Below are 21683 nucleotides of genomic sequence, written 5' to 3' on the forward strand. Positions count from 1 at the left end.
TGCGCAAGATCATCAAGACCCGAGGTCACTTCCCAACCGACGATGCGGCGACAAAACTGATCTGGCTTGGGCTGCGCAACATCACAGCAAACTGGGGCTCAGCGGCCCATGACTGGAAAAGTGCGATGAATCAATTCGCGATTCTGTACGGAGATCGATTTATCAGGCCAACCTGGTAAAAGCATGGCCTGCCTAACGGCAGGCCGTACCGGCCTGCACACAAAATATCTGACAGTCCCGTCCCGTTTTTTAGGTCGCCCGCCTTCATTCATTGAATATCTTTCAGATAATCCTTGAGCGCAATTAGCGGACTATCAAGCTGCTCCATCGTCTGAACCCCGGCAAATTCCCCCGCCAACCTCCCCAACTCCCGCCCCAACGGCTTATCCACACCCCCAATAGCCTCCAGCGCCAACCCCACACACTCACCCACCTTCACCTGAATCCCCTCAATATCCCCTCGCCGCACCAGCAACTCAAACACATCCCGCTGGTAATCACCCATGACCAGATCGTCACGCAAAATCGGGCTTGAATCTTCCGATTCATAAGCCAGTTTGAGGGAGAAGAGGGCGACGGTTTCCAGGTGTAATTCCATGGGGGGAATCCTTGTGAAATGTTCCGGCGGTGCGGGTGGTGTGTAAGGGCAAGGGGCAAAAGCATCGCCAGCAGGCTGGCTCCCACAGGGTGTGTGGGGTGTCAGGGGCTTTATCGCGGGCGAAAAAAAAGGCCTTGCTAAGCAAGACCTTTCTTAATTTTGGTGCCCCGAGGGAGACTCGAACTCCCACTCCTTTCGAAAACGGATTTTGAATCCGCCGCGTCTACCAATTCCGCCATCAGGGCAATGGCCGCGGAGTATAGAGATGAGATAACCGCTGGTCAATCAGGTACATGGAGAATTTTTGATATTTCCGCTAGACTTCCCGGCCCTGCTAGACGACACCCCATCATGCGCGTTGCTGACTTTACTTTTGAGCTCCCTGATTCGCTGATCGCCCGCCACCCTTTGGCCGAGCGTCGCAATAGTCGCCTGTTGACCCTGGATGGGGTCAGCGGCGCCCTGGCACACCGTCAATTCACGGATTTGCTGGAGCATTTGCGTCCCGGCGACTTGATGGTGTTCAACAATACCCGGGTGATTCCGGCGCGGCTGTTTGGCCAGAAGGCTTCCGGCGGCAAGCTGGAAATCCTGGTGGAGCGGGTGCTCGACAGTCATCGCGTGCTGGCCCATGTGCGTTCCAGCAAGTCGCCCAAGCCTGGGTCGAAGATCCTCATCGACGGCGGTGGCGAGGCCGAGATGCTGGCGCGCCACGATGCGTTGTTCGAGCTGGGGTTTGCTGAAGAGGTGTTGCCGCTGCTCGACCGCGTCGGGCACATGCCGCTGCCTCCTTATATAGACCGCCCGGATGAAGGCGCCGATCGCGAGCGTTACCAGACCGTCTACGCCGAGCGTTTGGGTGCGGTGGCGGCACCGACGGCGGGGCTGCATTTCGATCAGGTGCTGATGGAGGCGATTGCCGCCAAGGGCGTCGAGACCGCGTTCGTGACCCTGCACGTCGGCGCTGGCACGTTCCAGCCGGTGCGCGTCGAGAAGCTCGAAGACCACCACATGCACAGCGAATGGCTGGAAGTCGGCCAGGACGTGGTGGATGCCGTTGCCGCCTGCCGCGCTCGCGGTGGTCGCGTGGTGGCCGTGGGGACCACCAGCGTGCGTTCCCTGGAAAGCGCCGCCCGCGATGGCGTGCTCAAGCCGTTCAGTGGCGATACCGACATTTTCATCTTCCCGGGCCGGCCGTTTCATGTGGTCGATGCCCTGGTCACCAACTTCCATTTGCCCGAATCCACGCTGTTGATGCTGGTTTCGGCGTTCGCCGGTTATCCCGAGACCATGGCTGCCTACAAGGCCGCGGTCGACAACGGTTACCGCTTTTTCAGTTACGGTGATGCGATGTTCATCACGCGTAATCCTGCGCCGACTGCCCCTAAAGAATCGGGCCCAGAGGAAACTGTATGAGTCGCACCTGTCGTATGTCTTTCGAGCTGCTGGCCACTGATGGCAAGGCTCGTCGCGGTCGTTTGACCTTCCCGCGCGGTACCGTCGAGACCCCGGCCTTCATGCCGGTGGGCACCTACGGCACGGTCAAGGGCATGCTGCCACGGGATATCGAGGCGACTGGCGCTGAAATCATTCTGGGCAACACCTTCCACCTGTGGCTGCGCCCGGGTACGGAAGTGATCAAGAAGCACGGCGACCTGCACGATTTCATGCAGTGGAAAGGCCCGATCCTGACCGACTCCGGCGGTTTCCAGGTGTTCAGCCTGGGCGCCATGCGCAAGATCAAGGAGGAGGGCGTGACCTTCGCTTCCCCGGTCGATGGCGCCAAGGTGTTCATGGGCCCGGAAGAGTCGATGCAGGTCCAGCGTGACCTGGGCTCCGACATCGTGATGATTTTCGACGAATGCACGCCGTACCCGGCTGATGAAGACGTCGCGCGTATTTCCATGGAGTTGTCCCTGCGTTGGGCCAAGCGTTCGAAAGAAGCCCATGGCGAAAACACGGCAGCGCTGTTCGGCATCGTGCAGGGCGGCATGCACCAGGACCTGCGCATGCGCTCCCTGGAAGGCCTCGATCAGATCGGCTTCGACGGTCTGGCCATCGGCGGCCTGTCGGTGGGCGAACCGAAGCACGAAATGATCAAGGTGCTGGATTACCTACCGGGCATGATGCCGGCTGACAAACCTCGTTACCTTATGGGCGTTGGCAAACCGGAAGATCTGGTTGAGGGTGTGCGCCGCGGTGTGGACATGTTCGATTGCGTGATGCCAACCCGTAATGCCCGCAATGGGCATCTGTTCATTGATACCGGCGTGCTGAAGATCCGAAACGCGTTCCATCGCCATGATGATTCGCCGCTCGATCCGACCTGCGATTGCTATACCTGCCAGAACTTCTCCCGCGCTTATCTGCATCACCTGGACAAGTGCGGCGAAATGCTCGGGAGCATGCTCAATACCATCCATAACTTGCGTCATTATCAAGTGCTTATGGCTGGTTTGCGCGAGGCTATTCAACAGGGTACATTGGCCGCCTTTGTCGATGCCTTCTACGCCAAACGCGGGTTACCTGTTCCGCCTTTGGACTGAGTTTACTGACCCCAAGATTCAACATTTGCAACTGGAGTGCTAAATGAGCTTTTTTATCTCTAATGCCATGGCTGACGCCGCTGCACCTGCTGCTGCCGGCCCAATGGGCGGCGGTTTCGAGTGGATTTTCCTGGTCGGTTTCCTGGTCATCTTCTACCTGATGATCTGGCGTCCACAGGCCAAGCGCGCCAAAGAGCAGAAGAATCTGCTGAGCAGCCTGCAGAAAGGCGACGAAGTTGTGACCACCGGCGGCATCGCCGGCAAGATCACTAAAGTTGCAGACGATTTCGTTGTTCTGGAAGTTTCCGACACCGTCGAAATGAAATTCCAGAAAGGCGCCATCGCTGCCACGCTGCCAAAAGGCACGCTGAAAGCGATCTAAGTTTCATCTTCATTTTCAATCGACGGGGCGCGCAAGGCGCCCCGCGTCATAAACGGGCGGCGTGATGCTGAACAAATATCCTCTGTGGAAATACATTCTGATCCTGGCGGTGCTGGCGGTCGGTCTGATTTATTCCGCTCCCAATCTTTATCCTGATGACCCGGCCATTCAGGTCAGCGGTGCAAGCACTGCGCTGCAAGTCAATCAGGCTGATCTGGATCGAGTGAGCGCTGCGCTCAAGGAATCCGGGATCAACGTCAAGGCTGCCACCCTGGCAGAGGGCGGCAAGGGCGGTCTGATTCGCCTGACCAAGGCTGAAGACCAGCTGCCGGCCAAAGACGTCGTGCGCAAGGCATTGGGTGATGACTACGTCGTCGCGCTGAACCTGGCGCAAACCACCCCGCAATGGCTGCGCAACCTCGCTGCGCACCCGATGAAGCTGGGTCTGGACTTGTCCGGTGGTGTGCACTTCCTGCTGGAAGTGGACATGGATAAAGCCCTCGACGCCCGCCTGAAAGTCTACGAAGGCGACGTCAAGAGCCTGCTGCGCAAAGAGAAACTGCGTTATCGCAGCCTGCCGCAACTCGATGGTGCCATTCAGCTGGGCTTCACTGATGAAGCAGCCCGCGAACAGGCCCGTACGCTGATCCGCAAGAGCTTCAACGATTTCGACATTGTTCCGGCCGACCTCAATGGCCAACCGGTACTGCGTCTGGCGATGACCCCGGCCAAGCTGGCGGAAATCCGCGAATACTCCATCAAGCAGAACTTGACCACGGTACGTAACCGCGTCAATGAACTGGGTGTTGCCGAACCGATCGTCCAGCGCCAGGGCGCCAACCGCATCGTGGTTGAGCTGCCGGGCGTGCAGGACACCGCCGAAGCCAAGCGTATCCTCGGCAAGACGGCCAACCTCGAGTTCCGTCTGGCTGCTGAGCCTGGTGCTTCGAAAGCCACTTCCGAGTCTTTCGAGTTCCGTGAGGGCAACCGTCCTCCGGCTCTGATCGAGCGTGGCCTGATCATCACGGGTGACCAGGTCACTGACGCGAAGGCCGGTTTCGGTGAGCAGGGTACGCCGGAAGTGAACATTCGTCTGGACGGTCACGGCGGCGAGCTGATGAACCGTGCGACCCGTTCGAACGTGGGTCGCAGCATGGCGGTGATCTTCATCGAGCAGCGTCCGGTCACCACTTACGTCAAGCAAATGGTCAACGGCGTCGAGAAAGACTTGCCGGTGCAGACGTTCAAGGAAGAGAAAAAGATCATCAGCCTGGCGACCATTCAGTCGCCGCTGGGTGCTCAGTTCCGCATCACTGGCCTGAACGGCCAGGGCGAATCGTCTGAACTGGCACTGCTGCTGCGTGCCGGTGGTCTGGCGGCGCCAATGTACTTCGCTGAAGAGCGCACCATTGGTCCAAGCCTGGGTGCCGACAACATCACCAAAGGCATCGATGCATCGCTGTGGGGCATGCTGTTCGTCTCGCTGTTCATCATGGCCATCTACCGCTTCTTCGGCGTCATCGCCACCGTCGCGCTGGCGGTGAACATGGTGCTGCTGCTGGCCTTGATGTCGCTGCTGGGTGCAACGCTGACCCTGCCGGGTATCGCGGGTATCGTGTTGACCATGGGTATGGCGGTCGACGCCAACGTGCTGATCTTCTCGCGGATTCGTGAAGAGATTGCCGCGGGCATGTCGGTGCAGCGTGCAATCAACGAAGGCTTCGGCCGGGCATTCACCGCGATTCTCGACGCCAACCTGACCACCTTGCTGGTCGGCGGCATCCTCTTTGCCATGGGCACCGGCCCGGTCAAGGGCTTCGCAGTGACCATGTCCCTCGGGATCTTTACCTCGATGTTCACGGCCATCATGGTGACCCGCGCGATGGTCAACCTGATCTTCGGCGGTCGTGACTTCAAGAAGTTGTGGATTTAAGGGGCTGCCATGTTACGTACAATCAACTTCATGGGCGTTCGCAACTTTGCGTTCGGCGTCACATTGTTCCTCACGGTGCTGGCCTTGTTCAGCGTCGCCACCAAGGGCATGAACTGGGGCCTGGACTTCACCGGCGGTACGCTCATCGAGCTGACCTACGAGCGTCCGGCTGACGTCACCAAGGTGCGTGAGCAGCTGGTGAGTGCCGGTTATAACGACGCCATCGTGCAGAACTTCGGTGCAACCACCGATCTGCTGGTGCGTATGCCTGGCGAAGACCCGCAGCTGGGTCACCAGGTGGCCGAGGCCTTGCAGAAGGTGGGTGGCGAGAACCCGGCGACGGTCAAGCGTGTCGAGTTCGTCGGCCCGCAGGTGGGTGAAGAGCTGCGCGACCAGGGCGGCCTCGGCATGCTGATGGCGCTGGGCGGCATCCTGATCTACCTGGCTTTCCGCTTTCAGTGGAAGTTTGCGGTCGGTGCGATCGTGTCCCTGATTCACGACGTGATCGTGACCATCGGTATCCTGTCGTTCTTCCAGATCACCTTCGACTTGACGGTGCTGGCGGCGGTACTGGCGATCATCGGTTACTCGCTCAACGACACCATCGTGGTATTCGACCGGGTTCGTGAGAACTTCCGTGTACTGCGCAAGGCCAGCCTGATCGAGAACATCAACATCTCGACCACGCAAACCCTGCTGCGGACCATGGCGACGTCGATCTCCACGTTGCTGGCGATCGCGGCCCTGTTGTTCTTCGGTGGCGACAACCTGTTCGGCTTCTCCATCGCGCTGTTCATCGGTGTTCTGGCGGGTACTTACTCGTCGATCTACATCGCGAACGTGGTGCTGATCTGGCTGAACCTGAGCACTGAGGATTTGATTCCTGCGGTTAATACCGAGAAGGAAGTCGACGACCGTCCTTGAAGGAAAGTTCTCCTGGCGGTGTAGTCCAAAAAGGCGCGAGTTGAACTCGCGCCTTTTTTTGTGCTCCAAGGCAGGGAGAAGCGCGGACATGTTCCGCATGTGATGGTCAGGAGGTTCATGTGAACAAGTCGATGCTGGTTGGTGCTGTGCTGGGTGCTGTCGGTGTAACTGCCGGGGGTGCTGTCGCCACCTACAGCCTGGTTAAAAGCGGCCCAGAGTACGCACAAGTACTCGCCGTTGAGCCGGTCAAGACACAAATCAAGACTCCACGTGAAGTGTGCAAGGACGTAGCGGTCACCCGGCAAGCGCCGGTGAAAGATCAACACCAGATCGCCGGTACCGTAGTAGGTGCACTTGCGGGTGGTCTGCTGGGTAATCAGATCGGCGGCGGCAGCGGCAAGAAAATTGCCACGGTTGCGGGCGCGGTCGGTGGCGGTTACGCCGGCAACAAGGTTCAGGAGGGCATGCAGGAGCGTGACACCTACACCACGACTCAGACCCGTTGTAATACGGTGAATGACATCAGTGACAAGGTAGTGGGTTACGACGTGCGGTACTCGTTGGAAGGCAAGGAAGGCAAAGTGCGCATGGATCGTGATCCGGGCAACCAGATTCCGGTGGATAAAGAAGGCAAGTTGATCTTGTCGGAGAATCAGACGGCTCATTGATCTGCTGGCACTGGTTAAAAAAGAAGCACCCTGCGGGGTGCTTTTTTTGTGTGCGCAACTTATTGCTGATCTGTAGGAGCCGGCTTGCTGGCGAATGATGCCACACCGTTTGCCTGACGCACCGCTATCGCTGGCAAGCCAGCTCCTACAGGGGGTGGGCATTGCTGGATCTGTAGGAGCCGGCTTGCTGGCGATCTAGGTGTAACAGTCGACATCAATAGTGAATGTCAGATGGAATCGCCAGCAAGCCGGCTCCTACAAAGGGAATCGTGAATTCCAGGCATAAAAAAAGCACCCCGAAGGGTGCTTTTTCTGTCGCTGGACGCTTAGCGCTTCAGCGAGGCCGGGAGGTGCGGCTGGATGGCCGTCAAAACTGCCTTGAAGCACTTGGTGTTACCGGCAACGATGTGGCCTTTTTCAAGGAAGTCGTGACCACCGGTGAAGTCGCTCACCAGGCCGCCGGCTTCTTGAATCAGCAGGGCGCCTGCTGCCATGTCCCACTCGGACAGGCCCGACTCCCAGAACGCGTCGAAACGGCCGGCAGCCACGTAGGCCAGGTCCAGGCTCGCCGAGCCAGCGCGGCGGATGCCGGCGGTTTGGCCAACCAGGGCGCGGAACATGCCCAGGTAGTTGTCGAGGTTGTCCATCTGGTCGTCACGGAACGGGAAGCCGGTACCCAGCAGGGCGCCGTCCAGGCTGGTGCGGCCGCTGACGCGCAGGCGACGACCGTTCAGTTGAGCGCCGCGACCACGGCTGGCGGTGAATTCTTCCTGGCGAACCGGGTCCAGAACAACCGCGTGCTCAAGACGACCGCGGTATTTGCAGGCGATGCTGACAGCGAAATGAGGAATGCCGCGCAGGAAGTTGGTGGTGCCGTCCAGTGGATCGATGATCCACAGGTATTCTTCGCCTTCGATGCCGGTGCCGGCGTGCAGGCCGGTCTCTTCACCGCGGATCGAGTGGTTCGGGTAAGCCTTGCGCAGGGCGTCGATGATTTTCTGTTCAGCGGCGCGATCCACCTCGGATACGTAATCCTTGGCGTCTTTTTCGTCGACCTTGATGGTATCCAGGCGCTCGATGGAGCGGAAGATCAATTCACTGGCGCTGCGGGCGGCGCGCAGCGCGATATTCAGCATGGGCTGCATGGATGTGTCACCTAAGGTTGTTAAAGAAAGCCGAGCATTCTATCAGAAAGTTTCTACAGGAGAAGGACGACGTTCGCTTTCATGGCTTAACGGTAGCGAGCGCTGTAAGATTCCGCTCCCGATTATTGTGTTCGAGAGCGCCTCCCTTGCTGCAAAACATTCGTGTCGTCCTGGTCAATACCAGCCATCCGGGCAATATCGGCGGGGCTGCGCGTGCCATGAAGAACATGGGCCTGTCGCGGCTGGTGCTGGTCGAGCCTCGTCTGTTCCCGCATCACGAGGCCGATGCCCGTGCCTCCGGTGCCGGTGACATCCTTGAAAACGCGCAAGTCGTCGCCACGTTGGAAGATGCGTTGGTCGGCTGCAATCTGGTGCTCGGCACCAGTGCCCGCGACCGTCGCATTCCCTGGCCGTTGCTCGATCCCCGCGAATGCGGCACGAAAGTGGTCGAGGAGGCCGAGCAGGGGGCGGAGATCGCCCTGGTGTTCGGTCGAGAAGATTCCGGCCTGACCAACGAAGAGCTGCAGCGATGTCATTATCACGTGCACATCCCATCAGACCCTGAGTTCAGCTCGCTGAACCTTGGGGCGGCGGTGCAGGTGTTGAGTTATGAAGTGCGCATGTCATGGCTGGCGGCCCAAGGTCAGCCAAGCAAGGTCGAGAAGGAAGAAGTGGCTTCGGTCAAAAGCGCTGAGCTGGCGACCATGGATGAGCTGGAGCGATTCTATGAGCACCTGGAGCAAACCCTGGTGGCCATCGAATTCCTCGATCCGGAAAAACCGCGGCACTTGATGGCGCGCCTGCGCCGGTTGTACGGACGCAGCTCGGTCAGCCGGGCGGAAATGAATATTTTGCGTGGCATCCTCACGGAAACCCAAAAAGCGGCCCGTGGTGAGCTTCTTAATCGGAAGGATTAATGATGTTTGAGCGTTTGCGTGAAGATATCCAGAGCGTATTCCATCGAGACCCGGCGGCGCGTAACGCTTTTGAAGTCCTGACCTGCTACCCCGGCATGCACGCCATCTGGATTCACCGTTTGTCGGCAATGCTGTGGCGCGCGGACCTGAAATGGCTGGCGCGGCTGGTGTCGAACTTCGGTCGCTGGTTGACCGGGATCGAGATTCATCCGGGTGCGAAAGTCGGTCGTCGCTTCTTCATTGACCATGGCATGGGTATTGTCATCGGTGAGACCGCCGAGATTGGCGACGACGTGACTATCTATCAGGGTGTGACCCTCGGCGGCACCAGCTGGAACAAGGGCAAGCGCCACCCGACCCTGGGCGATGGCGTAGTGGTCGGGGCGGGCGCGAAGGTGCTCGGTCCGTTCACGGTCGGTGCTGGGGCCAAGGTCGGTTCCAATGCGGTCGTGACCAAGGAAGTACCGCCGGGTGCCACGGTGGTGGGTATTCCGGGGCGGATCATCGTCAAGCCCGACGAAGAGCAGGACGCCAAGCGCAAAGCCATGGCCGAGAAAATCGGCTTCGATGCCTACGGCGTGACTGAAGACATGCCTGACCCGGTGGCGCGTGCCATTGGTCAGCTGCTCGATCACCTGCAGGCGGTCGATGGGCGTCTGGAGGGGATGTGCGGGGCGTTGAAGGATCTGGGCAGTAATTACTGTGCGAAAGATCTGCCTGAGCTGCGCGAAGAAGACTTCGCCTGCGTAAAAGACAAAGACGAAAGCAAAGCCGGTTGATGTCACTGTAGGAGCTGCCGAAGGCTGCGATCTTTTGATCTTAAAAGGGCAAGATCAAAAGATCGCGGCCTGCGGCAGCTCCTGCGGGTCGCAATCAGGTAATGGCAGAGCGCTGACCGGTGTGCCATTAAGCCGCAGACCCTGCTATGATGCGCCCGCTCTTTTGCGGGTAATCCTGACTAAAGTACTAGGTCTTATAGTTGACTTAAATACTCGGGAATTGCATACTCGCCCCATTCCGAACTCCGTGGTAATTGTCCATGCGACTGACTACAAAAGGCCGATACGCCGTGACCGCCATGCTCGATCTGGCGTTGCACGCGCAGCACGGGCCCGTGTCCCTGGCCGATATCTCCGAGCGCCAAGGCATCTCCCTGTCCTACCTCGAGCAGCTTTTCGCCAAATTGCGCCGCAGCAATCTGGTGTCCAGCGTCCGGGGTCCAGGCGGCGGTTACCAGCTGTCACGCGACATGCAGGGTATCCAGGTCGCCCAGGTGATCGATGCGGTGAACGAATCGGTCGATGCAACCAAATGCCAGGGCCAGGGTGATTGCCACTCCGGTGACACTTGCCTGACTCACCACTTGTGGTGCGACCTGAGCTTGCAGATTCACGAATTTCTGAGCGGTATCAGCTTGGCTGACCTTGTGACTCGCCGTGAGGTGCAAGAAGTAGCCCAGCGTCAGGACCAGCGCCGTTGCAACAGCAAGGCGCCACGCCTGGACAAGATTGAAGCGTCCGCCGTCGAATGACAGCCGAAGAGCTAGCGGCACGACAGCCAGCCTGATTTAGGAGATAGTCCATGAAATTGCCGATTTACCTTGATTACTCTGCGACCACCCCGGTTGATCCGCGTGTTGCGCAAAAAATGAGTGAATGCCTGCTGGTCGACGGAAACTTCGGTAACCCGGCGTCCCGTTCCCACGTGTTCGGCTGGAAAGCTGAAGAGTCCGTTGAAAACGCCCGTCGTCAGGTCGCCGACCTGGTCAACGCCGATCCGCGTGAAATCGTCTGGACCTCCGGTGCCACCGAGTCCGACAACCTGGCAATCAAGGGTGCGGCGCATTTCTATGCCACCAAAGGCAAGCACCTGATCACCACCAAGATTGAGCACAAGGCTGTCCTCGACACCATGCGCCAACTGGAGCGTGAAGGTTTCGAAGTGACCTACATCGAGCCTCGTACCGATGGCCTGGTGACCCCTGAGATGATCGAAGCCGAACTGCGCGACGACACCATCCTGGTTTCGGTCATGCACGTGAACAACGAAATCGGCACCATCAACGACATCGCAGCGATCGGCGAACTGCTCCGCTCCAAGGGCATTCTGTTCCACGTCGACGCCGCTCAGTCCACCGGCAAGGTCGAGATCGACCTGCAGAAGCTGAAAGTCGACATGATGTCGTTCTCCGCCCACAAGACCTACGGTCCTAAAGGCATCGGCGCGCTGTACGTCAGCCGCAAGCCGCGTGTGCGCATCGAAGCGACCATGCACGGCGGCGGTCACGAGCGCGGCATGCGTTCCGGCACCCTGGCCACTCACCAGATCGTAGGCATGGGTGAAGCGTTCCGTGTTGCCAAAGAAGACATGGCGAGCGAGAACGTGCGCATCAAGGCGTTGAGCGACCGCTTCTACAAGCAGGTCGAGCACCTGGAAGAGCTGTACGTCAACGGCAGCCTGACCGCCCGCGTTCCGCACAACCTGAACCTGAGCTTCAACTACGTTGAAGGCGAGTCGCTGATCATGGCGCTCAAGGATCTGGCGGTTTCGTCCGGTTCGGCCTGCACCTCGGCGTCCCTGGAGCCTTCGTACGTACTGCGCGCCCTGGGCCGCAACGACGAACTGGCACACAGCTCGATCCGCTTCACCTTCGGCCGCTTCACCACCGAAGAAGAAATCGATTACGCCGCGCAGAAAGTCTGCGAGGCCGTTACCAAGCTGCGCGCTCTGTCGCCGCTGTGGGACATGTACAAAGACGGCGTCGACATCTCGAAGATCGAGTGGGCGGCACACTAAACAAAGAAGCCGCCGGATACAGGTCCTGTAGCAGCGCGGCGGTAAACGCAGCGTAACTACAGGGTCTCAAGAGCGGCCCTGATGAGTGAGGATTTAGAATCATGGCTTACAGCGAAAAGGTCATCGACCACTACGAAAACCCGCGTAACGTCGGCAAGATGGACGCGGAAGATCCTGATGTCGGCACCGGCATGGTCGGCGCTCCGGCGTGCGGCGATGTGATGCGTCTGCAGATCAAGGTCAACGACGCCGGCATCATCGAAGATGCCAAGTTCAAGACCTACGGCTGCGGTTCGGCTATCGCTTCCAGCTCCCTCGCCACCGAGTGGATGAAGGGCAAGACCCTGGACGAAGCAGAAACCATCAAGAACACTCAGCTGGCTGAAGAACTGGCCCTGCCGCCAGTGAAAATTCACTGCTCCGTACTCGCTGAAGACGCTATCAAAGCGGCCGTTCGCGACTACAAGCAGAAGAAAGGCTTGATCTGATTTTTGGCGACGAGTAAGGAGTCACCGATGGCTATCAGCATGACAGAAGCGGCTGCTCGACACGTGCGGCGCTCCCTCGACGGGCGCGGCAAAGGTGAAGGGATTCGTCTGGGTGTTCGCACCACAGGCTGTTCCGGCCTTGCCTACGTGCTGGAGTTTGTCGACGAGGTGGTTGCAGAGGATCAGGTGTTCGAAAGTCACGGTGAAAAAGTGATTATCGACCCGAAAAGCCTGGCCTACCTGGACGGCACCGAGCTCGATTTCGTCAAGGAAGGGTTGAACGAAGGCTTCAAGTTCAACAACCCCAACGTGCGCGGTGAATGTGGCTGCGGCGAAAGCTTCAACATCTGAGGCTTGTCGTGGGTACTCCTTGTCATTTCGCTTTATTTGAGCTGCAACCGAGTTTCGATCTGGATCTCGATCAGCTGGCTACGCGCTACCGTGAGTTGGCGCGCAGTGTTCATCCGGACCGCTTCGCCGACGCTTCCGAGCGTGAGCAGCGGCTGGCGCTGGAGCAATCCGCGAGCCTCAACGAGGCCTATCAGACGCTCAAGAACCCACCCAAGCGCGCGCGTTACCTGCTCGCCTTGAATGGTGGCGAGCTGCCGCTGGAGGTCACGGTGCATGATCCGGAGTTTCTGCTGCAACAGATGGAGTTGCGCGAAGAGCTCGAAGACCTGCAGGACAGCGCAGACTTGAATGGCGTTGCCGTCTTCAAGCGTCGCCTGAAGGCAGCCCAGGATCGGCTGAACCAAAGCTTCTCGGCTTGCTGGAACGATGCCGCGCAACGCGAACAGGCCGAACGCCTGATGCGGCGCATGCAGTTCCTCGACAAGCTCACCTACGAAGTGCGCCAGTTAGAAGAGCGCCTCGACGATTAACCCAGTGCCGCTCCGGTCGCACGCCTGATATACAGATAAGTCCTGATAACGATGGCCCTACTGCAGATCGCCGAACCCGGCCAAAGTCCTCAACCGCACCAGCGTCGTCTGGCTGTGGGGATCGACTTGGGCACTACCAATTCGCTGGTCGCTGCATTGCGCAGTGGTCTTTCCGAGCCTCTTGCCGACGCAGAAGGGCGGGTCATCCTGCCGTCTGCCGTGCGCTACCACGCTGATCGCGTCGAAGTGGGCGAATCCGCCAAGCTGGCTGCCGCTACCGATCCCTTGAATACCGTGCTGTCGGTCAAGCGCTTGATGGGTCGTGGTCTGTCCGACGTCAAGCAATTGGGTGAGCAACTGCCATACCGTTTTGTCGGTGGCGAGTCGCACATGCCGTTCATCGATACGATCCAGGGCCCGAAAAGCCCGGTCGAAGTCTCTGCCGATATCCTCAAGGTTCTGCGTCAACGCGCCGAAGCGACGCTGGGTGGCGAACTTGTGGGTGCGGTCATCACGGTTCCGGCTTATTTCGACGATGCTCAGCGCCAGGCCACCAAGGATGCGGCCAAGCTGGCCGGTCTGAACGTGCTGCGGTTGCTCAATGAGCCGACCGCCGCCGCTGTGGCCTATGGTCTGGATCAACACGCCGAAGGCCTGGTCGCGATTTATGACCTGGGCGGCGGTACTTTCGATATTTCGATTCTGCGCCTGACCGGCGGTGTCTTCGAAGTTCTGGCCACCGGTGGCGACAGCGCCTTGGGTGGCGATGACTTCGATCACGCGATCGCTGGCTGGATCATTGAGAGCGCGGGCCTGTCCGCCGATCTCGATCCGGGCGCGCAGCGTCAACTGCTGCAAGCCGCCTGTGCGGCCAAGGAAGCGCTGACAAATGCCCCGTCGGTCGAAGTGGCCCACGGCGACTGGAAAGCCGAGCTGACCCGCGAAGCCTTCGATGCGCTGATCGAGCCGATGGTCGCTCGCAGCCTGAAAGCCTGCCGCCGTGCGGTGCGTGATTCCGGTATCGAACTGGAAGACGTACATGCCGTGGTCATGGTCGGTGGTTCGACTCGCGTGCCTCGCGTTCGCGAAGCCGTCGCCGAAGCCTTCGGTCGCCAGCCGCTGACGGAAATCGACCCGGATCAAGTGGTAGCCATTGGTGCTGCGATCCAGGCCGATACCTTGGCCGGCAACAAGCGTGACGGCGGTGAACTGCTGTTGCTCGACGTGATTCCGTTGTCCCTGGGGCTGGAAACCATGGGTGGCTTGATGGAGAAGGTGATTCCGCGCAACACCACCATCCCCGTCGCCCGCGCCCAGGACTTCACCACATACAAAGACGGCCAGTCGGCCATGGCTATCCACGTATTGCAGGGCGAGCGTGAGCTGATCAGCGACTGTCGCTCGCTGGCTCGCTTCGAGCTGCGCGGTATTCCGGCGATGGTGGCTGGCGCGGCGAAGATTCGCGTGACCTTCCAGGTCGATGCCGATGGTCTGCTCAGCGTTTCCGCCCGCGAACTCGGTTCGGGCGTTGAGGCCAGCATCCAGGTCAAGCCGTCCTACGGTCTGACCGACGGCGAAATCGCCAAAATGCTCAAGGATTCGTTCCAGCACGCCAATGACGACAAGGTTGCCCGCGTACTGCGTGAGCAGCAGGTCGACGCCCAGCGCCTGATCGAAGCGGTGCAGGCTGCACTGGAGGTCGACGGCGAGCGTTTGCTCGACGCTGAAGAGCGCATGGTCATCGACATGCAGGTGCAGGAACTGGCCGAACTGATGAAAGGTACCGATGGTTACGCCATCGAGCAGCAGACCAAGCGTCTGTCGCAAGTGACCGACGCTTTTGCTGCCCGCCGCATGGATTTGACGGTGAAAGCCGCTCTGTCGGGGCGCAACCTGAATGAAATCGAGGATATCTGATGCCGCAGGTCATTTTTCTGCCCCACGAGAAGTTCTGCCCTGAAGGCATGGTTGTTGAGGCTGAGACGGGTGTTTCCATCCTCGAACTGGCCCATGAGCACCACATCGAGATGGAAAGTGCTTGTGGCGGCGTCTGTGCGTGCACCACTTGTCATTGCATTATTCGTGAGGGTTTCGACTCGCTGGAAGAGGCCGACGAGCTGGAAGAAGACTACCTTGATAAGGCTTGGGGTCTTGAGCGTGAGTCCCGTCTGGGTTGCCAGGCCAAGGTCGGTACCGAAGACCTGACCGTCGAGATTCCGAAGTACTCGCTCAACCACGCAGCCGAAGCACCGCACTGATTCAAGGAATTGTCATGAAACTCAAGTGGACTGATGTGCTGGAAATCGCGATCCAGCTGGCTGAAAGCAAGCCCGACGTGGACCCTATGTCGGTCAACTTCGTCGATCTGCGTAAATGGGTGATGGAACTGCCCGAGTTCGACGATATGCCTGAGCATTGTGGCGAAAAGATCCTGGAGGCCATTCAGGCCCACTGGATCGAAGAACGCGACTGAGCCACGCCGCAGGTTAGGCAATACCCGAGAACCCGCGTATAATTCGCGGGTTTAATTTTTCGTAAATTACCGTTTCTGGAGTTACACCATGGCTGTTCAACGTACTTTCTCCATCATCAAGCCTGACGCTGTTGCAAAAAACGTTATCGGCGAGATCACCACTCGTTTCGAAAAAGCTGGCCTGCGCGTTGTAGCTTCGAAACTGAAGCAACTGTCCAAAGCTGAAGCTGAAGGCTTCTACGCTGAGCACAGCGCTCGTGGTTTCTTCGGCGACCTGGTTGCTTTCATGATCTCCGGTCCGGTTGTCGTTCAGGTTCTGGAAGGCGAAAACGCTATCGCTCTGAACCGTGAGCTGATGGGCGCTACCAACCCTAAAGAAGCTGCTGCCGGCACCATCCGCGCTGACTTCGCTGATTCCATCGACGCCAACGCTGTGCACGGTTCGGACTCCGAAGCTGCTGCCGCTCGCGAAATCTCGTACTTCTTCGCAGCTACTGAAGTAACCACTCGCTAAGCATTGGCTTAAGAGTGAAGGTGAATCCATGACTACATCGACTGTAAAAATTAACCTGCTGGGTCTGACTCAGCTGGAAATGGAAAAATTCTTCGACTCAATCGGGGAGAAGCGTTTCCGTGCCGGTCAGGTAATGAAATGGATTCACCACTTTGGCGTCGATGATTTCGATGCCATGACGAACGTCAGCAAGGCCTTGCGCGAAAAGCTCAAGGCTGTTGCTGAGGTCCGTGGTCCGGAAGTGGTCAGCGAGGACATCTCCAGCGACGGCACCCGTAAGTGGGTGGTTCGCGTGGCGTCCGGCAGCTGCGTCGAGACCGTGTACATTCCCCAGGGCAAACGCGGCACCTTGTGCGTTTCGTCCCAGGCAGGCTGTGCCCTGGATTGCAGTTTCTGCTCCACCGGCAAGCAAGGCTTCAACAGCAACCTCACCGCCGCCGAAGTCATCGGTCAGGTGTGGATTGCCAATAAATCCTTTGGCAGCGTCCCGGCAACCGTCGACCGTGCCATCACCAACGTGGTGATGATGGGCATGGGTGAGCCGCTGCTGAACTTCGATAACGTCATTGCGGCCATGCATCTGATGATGGACGACCTGGGCTACGGCATTTCCAAGCGCCGTGTGACCCTGTCGACCTCCGGCGTGGTGCCGATGATCGATGAGCTGTCCAAGCACATCGACGTCTCGCTGGCGTTGTCCCTGCACGCACCGAATGACGCATTGCGTAACCAATTGGTGCCGATCAACAAGAAGTATCCGCTTAAGATGCTGCTCGAGTCGTGCCAGCGCTACATGTCGTCCTTGGGCGAGAAGCGCGTGCTGACCATCGAGTACACCTTGCTCAAGGACGTGAACGACAAGGTCGAGCACGCCGTTGAAATGATCGAGTTGCTCAAGAACATCCCGTGCAAGATCAACCTGATTCCGTTCAACCCGTTCCCGCATTCCGGTTACGAGCGGCCGAGCAACAACGCCATCCGCCGGTTCCAGGATCAGCTTCATCATGCCGGCTTCAACGTCACCGTCCGCACCACCCGTGGTGAAGACATCGACGCGGCGTGTGGCCAACTGGTAGGGCAGGTGCTGGATCGCACCCGTCGCAGCGAACGTTATATCGCCGTGCGTGAACTCAACGCCGAAAACGATATGGCACAAGACGCTGCGAACAAGTAACCAAGAGAGGATCTCTATGTCCCTGCGCTTTGCGCTGCTTTTGCTGTTGGCCAGCCTGTGTGCTGGCTGCGTGCTTTCGGGTGATTACAATCCGATGAAGACCAGCAAGGGCCGTGATGAAGCGCGAGAGGCATACGTGCAGCTGGGTATCGGTTATTTACAGCAAGGCATGACCGAGCGCGCGAAAGTACCCTTGAAGAAAGCGCTGGATCTGGACGACGCAGACCCGGACGCCAACGCGGCGCTGGGTCTGGTGTTCCAGGCCGAGATGGAGCCGGAGCTGGCTGACCAGCATTTTCGCAAGGCGCTGTCTTCCCGTCCCGCCGATGCGCGAATCCTCAACAATTACGGCAGTTTTCTGTTCGAGCAAAAACGTTACAAGGACGCCTACGAGCGCTTTGAACAAGCTGCTGCCGATACCCTGTATCCTGAACGCTCGCGGGTGTTCGAGAACCTGGGCATGACGGCGGCGATGTTGGGGCAGCGTGATTTGGCCCAACAACAGCTGGAAAAAGCACTGCGCTTGAATCGCCAGCAGCCACGCGCATTGCTGGAAATGGCTGAGTTGTCTTACGAAGACAGGCATTATGTGCCCGCGCGTGACTATTACGACCGTTTTAGCCAACTCACCGAGCAAAATGCACGTAGTCTATTGCTCGGCATTCGGCTGGCGAAAGTGTTTGAAGATCGCGACAAGGCCGCCAGCAAGGGCCTGCAACTAAAAAGACTCTATCCCGGTACGCCGGAATATCAGCAATACCTGTCGGAGCAATGATGAAAGCGGCGCATCCCGAAGTTGTAGCAGCGAATCGCGTTAACCCCGGTGAGACTTTGCGCCAGGCCCGCGAAAGCAATGGCTGGTCGCTGGCCGAAGTGGCCCTCAAGCTCAACCTCACCACCACTTCCCTGAGCAATCTGGAAGCCGGCGCCTTCGACAAGCTGCCTGGGCATACCTTTGCTCGCGGCTATATTCGCGCCTATGCCAAGTTGCTCGGCATGGACCAGACCGTTCTGGTCCAGCAATTCGACCAATCCACCGGTACCGATTCCCAGGGCAGCAGCGTCCACAGCCTGGGGCGAATCGAAGAACCGGTCCGTGTTTCCCATACCATTCTGCGAATCGTCAGCCTGCTGTTGCTGATCGCGGTGATTGGCGGTGGTTTTGTCTGGTGGCAGGATCAAACCTCGCTGCGCACCAAGGACCTGATCGGCCTGGCTCCGGAGCACGTTGAAGTCGAAGGCGCCGACGGCACCACGCAGATTCATCCGCTGGACGAGCCGGAAGACCAGGCTGTCGCGGAAGGTCAGGCTGAAGGCGAAACGGCTTTGGCGTTGCCACAGGCCGAAACCTCGGACGAAGCGCCAGCTGAAACCCCGGCAGCCGCACCCGCCGCGCCGACTGCGCCGGCACCTGCTGCACCTGCAATTGCACACAACACCGTGCCAGTTCCTGTGACCCCGGCCCCGGCGGCTCCTGCCGTTCCGGCTCCGGTTGTGACGGCCCCAGCTGCACCGGTCGCACCCGCTCCTGTCGCGACTGCTCCTGTTGCCGGTCAGGGCCAGGTTCAAATTCAGTACACGTCCGACTGCTGGACGCAGGTGACCGACGGCAGCGGCAAAGTGCTGTTCAGTGGTCTCAAGCGTAAAGGCGATAACGTTTCTGTCAGCGGCAAGCCGCCGTTTGCTGTACGTCTGGGCTATGCCCGTGGCGCACAGATCAGCTACAACGGCCAGGCGGTTGATGTTGCTCCGTTCACCAGTGGCGAGACTGCTCGCCTGAAGTTGGGTCAATAAGTCATGCACGGCGAATCTCCAATCAAACGTCGCGAATCGCGCAAGATCTGGGTCGGTAACGTACCTGTTGGCGGCGATGCGCCTATCGCTGTGCAGAGCATGACCAACAGCGACACCAACGATGTCGCGGCCACCGTTGCGCAGATCAATCGTCTGGAAGCGGCCGGTGTCGATATCGTGCGGATCTCGGTGCCGGACATGGACGCCGCCGAAGCCTTCGGCAAGATCAAGCAACTGGTCAAGGTGCCCTTGGTTGCCGACATCCACTTCGACTACAGGATCGCATTGCGCGTAGCCGAATTGGGCGTTGACTGCCTGCGCATCAACCCGGGCAACATCGGTCGCGAAGACCGTGTGCGTGCAGTGGTTGATGCCGCCCGTGATCGCGGGATCCCGATTCGCATCGGCGTCAACGCGGGCTCCCTGGAAAAAGACCTGCAAAAGAAATACGGCGAGCCAACCCCGGCCGCGCTGGTCGAGTCGGCCCTGCGTCATGTCGAGCATCTTGAGCGCTTGAATTTCCAGGACTTCAAGGTCAGCGTGAAGGCTTCCGACGTGTTCATGGCCGTCGAAGCCTACCGCTTGCTGGCCAAAGAAATTGTCCAGCCGCTGCACCTTGGCATCACTGAAGCCGGTGGTTTGCGTTCTGGTACGGTGAAATCTGCCGTGGGCCTCGGTATGCTGCTCGCCGAGGGGATTGGCGATACTATCCGCATCTCGTTGGCGGCCGACCCGGTCGAGGAAGTGAAAGTCGGCTACGACATTCTCAAGTCCCTGCACCTGCGCTCCCGTGGCATCAACTTCATCGCCTGCCCGAGCTGCTCGCGGCAGAACTTCGATGTGGTCAAGACCATGAACGAGCTGGAAGGGCGCCTCGAAGACCTTTTGGTACCGCTGGATGTTGCGGTCATCGGTTGCGTGGTCAACGGGCCGGGTGAAGCCAAGGAAGCCCATATCGGCTTGACCGGCGGCACGCCGAACCTGATTTACATCGACGGCAAGCCGTCGCAGAAACTGACGAATGACAATCTGGTGGATGAGCTGGAGCGCTTGATCCGCCAGAAAGCGGCCGAAAAGGTCGAAGCTGACGCTGCCGTTATTGCGCGCGGCTGATCCTGACTGAAGAGCCGAACGAATTTAAGGATTTAAAGTGAGCAAGTCATTGCAAGCCATTCGTGGCATGAACGACATCCTGCCCGATCAGACTCCCCTGTGGCGTCATTTCGAAGGCACCGTTTCGCGCCTGCTCGATAACTACGGTTACAAGCAGATCCGCATGCCGATCGTCGAGTTCACCGAGCTGTTCAAGCGCTCCATCGGTGAAGTGACCGACATCGTCGAAAAAGAGATGTACACCTTCGACGACCGTAACGGCGACTCCCTGACCTTGCGCCCTGAAGGCACAGCGGCATGCGTGCGTGCGGTGCTTGAGCACGGCATCACCGGCGGTGGCCAGGTGCAGAAGTTGTGGTACATCGGCCCGATGTTCCGCCACGAGCGTCCGCAGAAAGGCCGTTATCGCCAGTTCCACCAGATCGGTGTCGAAGTCTTCAACCTCGACGGTCCGGACATCGATGCTGAGCTGATCGTGCTGACCTGGCGCCTGTGGGGCGAGCTGGGTATCCGTGACGCGGTCAAGCTCGAGCTCAACAGCCTGGGCACCAGTGAGTCCCGTGGCCGTTACCGTGAAGCGCTCGTCGAGTTCCTGTCCGGTCACCTGGACAAGCTGGACGAAGACAGCCAACGCCGTCTGAAGACCAACCCGCTTCGGGTCCTGGACACCAAGAACGCCGATACACAAGCGATTCTGGTCGACGCGCCGAAAATGGCCGACTACCTCGACGAAGAATCCCGTCTGCACTTCGAAGGACTCAAGGCTCGTCTGGATGCTGCCGGCATTCCTTACGTGATCAACCCGAAGTTGGTGCGCGGGCTCGATTACTACAGCAAGACCGTTTTCGAATGGGTCACCGACAAACTGGGTGCCCAAGGCACCGTGTGTGCCGGTGGTCGTTACGATGGCCTGGTCGAGCAGATGGGCGGCAAGCCTACGGCTGGCGTCGGTTTCGCCATGGGCATCGAGCGTCTGGTGCTACTGCTGGAAACCCTGGAGCAGATCCCGCAAGAGATCTCCCGTCAGGTCGACGTCTATCTCTGTGCTTTCGGGGAAGAAGCGGAGTTGGCCGGTCTGACCCTGGCTGAACGTGTACGTGATCAATTACCCAACCTGCGTCTGCAAGTGAATGCCGGCGCCGGCAGTTTCAAAAGCCAATTCAAGAAAGCCGACAAGAGCGGTGCGCTGTATGCGCTGATCCTCGGTGACGACGAAATGGCCCAGCAAGTGGTAGGTTTCAAACCCCTGCGTGGCCAGGGCGAACAACAAAGCATTGCCTGGGATGCGCTTGCCGCTCACCTGGCCACCTGCGTCGTGCAGGGTTGAAGCTGTCTTA

At 59.0% G+C, this 21683-nt stretch carries 24 protein-coding genes, 1 tRNA gene and 1 pseudogene; 23 read left to right on the top strand and 3 right to left on the bottom strand.

Annotation, left to right across the window (positions count from 1 at the left end; genetic code table 11):
- A pseudogene (locus CKW15_RS07235) lies at window positions 1-179 on the top strand (IS256 family transposase); the annotation flags it as partial.
- Window positions 180-268: 89 nt separating this feature from the next.
- Here CKW15_RS07235 and CKW15_RS07240 read toward each other — a convergent pair.
- Together CKW15_RS07240 and CKW15_RS07245 are read right to left on the bottom strand one after the other, a co-directional pair.
- The gene (locus tag CKW15_RS07240; protein ID WP_095058578.1) at window positions 269-598 is read right to left on the bottom strand and encodes a hypothetical protein; all 330 of its coding nucleotides are present in this window, start codon (window positions 596-598) and stop codon (window positions 269-271) included.
- Between the two features lie 160 nt (window positions 599-758).
- Window positions 759-843, bottom strand: a tRNA-Leu gene (locus tag CKW15_RS07245).
- A gap of 106 nt (window positions 844-949) precedes the next feature.
- On the opposite strand from CKW15_RS07245, the gene queA reads away from it, so the two are divergent.
- The 6 genes from queA (at window position 950) to CKW15_RS07275 (ending at window position 7051) form a co-directional block, all read left to right on the top strand.
- Window positions 950-2014, top strand: coding sequence for a tRNA preQ1(34) S-adenosylmethionine ribosyltransferase-isomerase QueA (gene queA, locus CKW15_RS07250; protein ID WP_095151936.1), 1065 nt, complete (start codon window positions 950-952; stop codon window positions 2012-2014).
- A gap of 14 nt (window positions 2015-2028) precedes the next feature.
- The gene (tgt, locus tag CKW15_RS07255; protein WP_160387208.1) at window positions 2029-3144 is read left to right on the top strand and encodes a tRNA guanosine(34) transglycosylase Tgt; all 1116 of its coding nucleotides are present in this window, start codon (window positions 2029-2031) and stop codon (window positions 3142-3144) included.
- 43 nt (window positions 3145-3187) lie between these two features.
- Entirely contained in the window at window positions 3188-3526 is a 339-nt protein-coding gene (yajC, locus tag CKW15_RS07260; RefSeq protein WP_007916913.1) for a preprotein translocase subunit YajC, read from the top strand.
- Window positions 3527-3590: 64 nt separating this feature from the next.
- Window positions 3591-5459, top strand: a complete 1869-nt coding sequence (secD, locus tag CKW15_RS07265) for a protein translocase subunit SecD (RefSeq protein WP_095151937.1) — start codon at window positions 3591-3593, stop codon at window positions 5457-5459.
- Window positions 5460-5468: 9 nt separating this feature from the next.
- Complete coding sequence (secF, locus tag CKW15_RS07270) at window positions 5469-6383, top strand: protein translocase subunit SecF (RefSeq protein ID WP_095058581.1); 915 nt, start codon at window positions 5469-5471, stop codon at window positions 6381-6383.
- Between the two features lie 119 nt (window positions 6384-6502).
- Window positions 6503-7051, top strand: a complete 549-nt coding sequence (locus tag CKW15_RS07275) for a glycine zipper 2TM domain-containing protein (protein WP_095058582.1) — start codon at window positions 6503-6505, stop codon at window positions 7049-7051.
- A gap of 326 nt (window positions 7052-7377) precedes the next feature.
- On the opposite strand, the gene suhB is transcribed toward CKW15_RS07275, so the two are convergent.
- Window positions 7378-8196, bottom strand: coding sequence for an inositol-phosphate phosphatase (gene suhB, locus CKW15_RS07280; RefSeq protein WP_016984379.1), 819 nt, complete (start codon window positions 8194-8196; stop codon window positions 7378-7380).
- A 146-nt stretch (window positions 8197-8342) separates the two neighbouring features.
- Between suhB and trmJ the strand changes: the two genes are divergently transcribed.
- The 16 genes from trmJ (at window position 8343) to hisS (ending at window position 21673) form a co-directional block, all read left to right on the top strand.
- Window positions 8343-9113, top strand: coding sequence for a tRNA (cytosine(32)/uridine(32)-2'-O)-methyltransferase TrmJ (gene trmJ, locus CKW15_RS07285; RefSeq protein WP_095151938.1), 771 nt, complete (start codon window positions 8343-8345; stop codon window positions 9111-9113).
- 2 nt (window positions 9114-9115) lie between these two features.
- Window positions 9116-9892 (top strand): serine O-acetyltransferase, encoded by a 777-nt coding sequence (gene cysE / locus CKW15_RS07290; protein ID WP_095058584.1) that lies wholly within the window; start codon window positions 9116-9118, stop codon window positions 9890-9892.
- A gap of 260 nt (window positions 9893-10152) precedes the next feature.
- Window positions 10153-10644 (top strand): Fe-S cluster assembly transcriptional regulator IscR, encoded by a 492-nt coding sequence (gene iscR, locus CKW15_RS07295; protein ID WP_003227911.1) that lies wholly within the window; start codon window positions 10153-10155, stop codon window positions 10642-10644.
- Window positions 10645-10694: 50 nt separating this feature from the next.
- Window positions 10695-11909 carry an IscS subfamily cysteine desulfurase gene (locus CKW15_RS07300; RefSeq protein ID WP_095058585.1) on the top strand — a complete coding sequence of 405 codons (1215 nt, stop codon included), beginning with the start codon at window positions 10695-10697 and terminating at the stop codon, window positions 11907-11909.
- Between the two features lie 101 nt (window positions 11910-12010).
- Complete coding sequence (gene iscU / locus CKW15_RS07305; RefSeq protein ID WP_007974006.1) at window positions 12011-12397, top strand: Fe-S cluster assembly scaffold IscU; 387 nt, start codon at window positions 12011-12013, stop codon at window positions 12395-12397.
- Window positions 12398-12424: 27 nt separating this feature from the next.
- Window positions 12425-12748: an iron-sulfur cluster assembly protein IscA gene (gene iscA / locus CKW15_RS07310; RefSeq protein WP_003227904.1), complete on the top strand. Its 324-nt coding sequence runs from the start codon at window positions 12425-12427 to the stop codon at window positions 12746-12748.
- Window positions 12749-12756: 8 nt separating this feature from the next.
- On the top strand, window positions 12757-13278 hold the full coding sequence (gene hscB / locus CKW15_RS07315) for a co-chaperone HscB (RefSeq protein ID WP_095058586.1): 522 nt from the start codon (window positions 12757-12759) through the stop codon (window positions 13276-13278).
- Between the two features lie 51 nt (window positions 13279-13329).
- Window positions 13330-15195 (top strand): Fe-S protein assembly chaperone HscA, encoded by a 1866-nt coding sequence (hscA, locus tag CKW15_RS07320; protein WP_095151939.1) that lies wholly within the window; start codon window positions 13330-13332, stop codon window positions 15193-15195.
- A complete protein-coding gene (gene fdx, locus CKW15_RS07325) occupies window positions 15195-15536 on the top strand; it encodes an ISC system 2Fe-2S type ferredoxin (RefSeq protein ID WP_015093626.1) in 342 nt (113 codons plus the stop codon). The genes hscA and fdx overlap by 1 nt, the downstream gene beginning before the upstream one ends.
- A gap of 14 nt (window positions 15537-15550) precedes the next feature.
- On the top strand, window positions 15551-15751 hold the full coding sequence (gene iscX, locus CKW15_RS07330) for a Fe-S cluster assembly protein IscX (protein ID WP_095151940.1): 201 nt from the start codon (window positions 15551-15553) through the stop codon (window positions 15749-15751).
- Window positions 15752-15839: 88 nt separating this feature from the next.
- On the top strand, window positions 15840-16265 hold the full coding sequence (gene ndk / locus CKW15_RS07335; RefSeq protein WP_007916882.1) for a nucleoside-diphosphate kinase: 426 nt from the start codon (window positions 15840-15842) through the stop codon (window positions 16263-16265).
- Window positions 16266-16293: 28 nt separating this feature from the next.
- Window positions 16294-17439 (top strand): 23S rRNA (adenine(2503)-C(2))-methyltransferase RlmN, encoded by a 1146-nt coding sequence (rlmN, locus tag CKW15_RS07340; protein ID WP_095058589.1) that lies wholly within the window; start codon window positions 16294-16296, stop codon window positions 17437-17439.
- 16 nt (window positions 17440-17455) lie between these two features.
- Window positions 17456-18214, top strand: coding sequence for a type IV pilus biogenesis/stability protein PilW (gene pilW, locus CKW15_RS07345; RefSeq protein WP_095151941.1), 759 nt, complete (start codon window positions 17456-17458; stop codon window positions 18212-18214).
- The gene (locus CKW15_RS07350; protein ID WP_095058591.1) at window positions 18214-19233 is read left to right on the top strand and encodes a RodZ family helix-turn-helix domain-containing protein; all 1020 of its coding nucleotides are present in this window, start codon (window positions 18214-18216) and stop codon (window positions 19231-19233) included. Before pilW ends, CKW15_RS07350 begins: the two co-directional genes overlap by 1 nt.
- 3 nt (window positions 19234-19236) lie before the next feature.
- Window positions 19237-20346: a flavodoxin-dependent (E)-4-hydroxy-3-methylbut-2-enyl-diphosphate synthase gene (ispG, locus tag CKW15_RS07355; protein ID WP_007944259.1), complete on the top strand. Its 1110-nt coding sequence runs from the start codon at window positions 19237-19239 to the stop codon at window positions 20344-20346.
- Window positions 20347-20383: 37 nt separating this feature from the next.
- Window positions 20384-21673: a histidine--tRNA ligase gene (gene hisS / locus CKW15_RS07360; protein ID WP_095058593.1), complete on the top strand. Its 1290-nt coding sequence runs from the start codon at window positions 20384-20386 to the stop codon at window positions 21671-21673.
- Window positions 21674-21683: the final 10 nt, after the last annotated feature.

Origin of the sequence: Pseudomonas sp. Irchel s3b5 (assembly GCF_900187435.1) — a bacterium.
In the GTDB taxonomy this organism is placed as follows: Bacteria; Pseudomonadota; Gammaproteobacteria; order Pseudomonadales; family Pseudomonadaceae; genus Aquipseudomonas.